A 1,735-nucleotide genomic window follows, 5' to 3' on the forward strand; every position below is an offset into this window, starting at 1 on the left:
TAAAATTAACATAATACACCTTATACGAAATGCGTTATAATTATCCTTATAATTCAACGCTGTAGTTTCAATTTTCTAGCCCAGTCGTCAATGACTGGGCTTTTTTTATGATTTTTCACGTTCCACGCTTATTATTTGATCAATGTTTCACGACTTTGTTCATATCAGTTAAACAATCGTAGTTAATCATAGGGTCTAAAAAAACGGCTCCAAAAGCCTCTTTTTTCCGGTTCCGGTTGGACATGTTCCGGGACTAGAATGCGCTTATTCTCGATTACTTCAGGTTCTTTTGGAGGGATTGTGATCACTTCCTCTTTTTCTTCTGTCTCAGGCTTAGATTGAGTTGGCTCAGGATCAACAGGTGTAGTGACATGAGGTTTTGGAGCTTCCAATAGACGTTGCATGACTTCAATTTGTTCTTGGTAGAAGGCTTCTCGATCTTTGGCATCTGATACTTGATTTTTCAGCATGTCTATCTGCTGTCTAAGCAGTAAAACTTCTGCCGAAGTTGGACTGTCTATTTTTACAGGCTCTTTTACATCCTGTTTTCTTGCAGGTTCACCAAATACACGGATGGCTTCTGAGAAATCAATCTTATTATCAGAATTTTTACTTAAAATTCCTTTGTTTATCTGATTATAGATGGTCTGTCTATTGATATTGTAAAGCTTGGATAACTCTAAAACTGAAAGGCTTTTCATGATGTAAAGTGATGCCTAATCTTGTAAAAATGTCTTGTCTATTAGACTGTCTAATAGACAAAACGACAAGTCTATATTTTAAGCAGTATTGAACCCGACTTTTTCTAGATAGGGTAAGTATTCCTGAACCTTATCAGGAATAGTTAAATTTTCAGAAATTCTTATAGCGAAGTCATCATAACTTTCACCAACTTTGCTGTACTTTGAAGCAAATGAAGGTTCATGAACTAGCTTATTTGAGAACAAAAGAATTTGTTTATCATTTAAGGCGATTTCCATTTTAATTGGCTGTGATGTTTTGGATCTTATTGTGAACTCAAAGCCAGTTATCTTGGTTCCAGACTTTTTGGTTTTATAATCAATAGTTATGTCCGAAGACTCATTAATTTGATCTTTTGCTACTTCAAGGACTTTCTTTTGAAAGTTATCAATTCTTGAAAGTTCTATTTCTGTTAAACCTAATGTATTTCGTAAATCAGAGAGAGAAATATAAAACTTTTTAGCAATCTTCCATTGCATACATATTTCATAAATCCGAACAGCATAAATACTAGAAAACTTACTTATTTGAAGAAGGTCATAACGCGTAAATTCTTTTTCTAAGCGACTTATTAATGGTATGACATCAGGAGCAAAAGATAAGTAAACAAAACCTGGCTTATAACCTACCTTAGATACCCATCGAGAAGTAAAAAAGATTTTAGAAGTATCTTCACTTAATAGATCAAAATCCCAATCCACATATGAAAATTGTCTGTCGAACAGGGTTTTACAAGCCCCTCGTAGCATGGAATAAGAGTTTTTGAGGCTAATATCAAACATTTCTGCATACTTTTTAGCTGATATTTTTATCAGAGAGTTAGCATCAATCAATGTTTTACTTTCTCTAGCTTCAATAATTGCTAAAAGTATTAAGCGCATTTCTACCAAATCAAGTTTGTAGCTTGCCTCAATCAAGATATTCGCTTTTACGACTATATTTTTACTCATTATTAGACCATAAAATTTTTATTAATTTACTATATATTTTTTTT

Annotated in this window: 2 protein-coding genes; both read right to left on the reverse strand. The window is 33.1% G+C overall.

Features of this window, described 5'->3' with window-relative positions; genetic code table 11:
* Nucleotides 1-182 precede the first annotated feature (182 nt).
* Complete coding sequence (locus tag HYI04_RS16715; RefSeq protein WP_087090660.1) at nt 183-701, reverse strand: plasmid replication DNA-binding protein; 519 nt, start codon at nt 699-701, stop codon at nt 183-185.
* A 78-nt stretch (nt 702-779) separates the two neighbouring features.
* Nucleotides 780-1,691 (reverse strand): replication initiation protein RepM, encoded by a 912-nt coding sequence (gene repM / locus HYI04_RS16720; RefSeq protein ID WP_004733876.1) that lies wholly within the window; start codon nt 1,689-1,691, stop codon nt 780-782.
* Nucleotides 1,692-1,735: the final 44 nt, after the last annotated feature.

This window comes from Acinetobacter sp. SwsAc2 (assembly GCF_013391465.1).
Lineage (GTDB): Bacteria > Pseudomonadota > Gammaproteobacteria > Pseudomonadales > Moraxellaceae > Acinetobacter > Acinetobacter johnsonii.

Excerpts from the sequence above, each read along its gene's own strand:
- HYI04_RS16715 (WP_087090660.1), bottom strand. The coding sequence starts at position 701 with ATGAAAAGCCTTTCAGTTTTAGAGTTATCCAAGCTTTACAATATCAAT.
- repM (WP_004733876.1), bottom strand. The coding sequence starts at position 1,691 with ATGAGTAAAAATATAGTCGTAAAAGCGAATATCTTGATTGAGGCAAGC.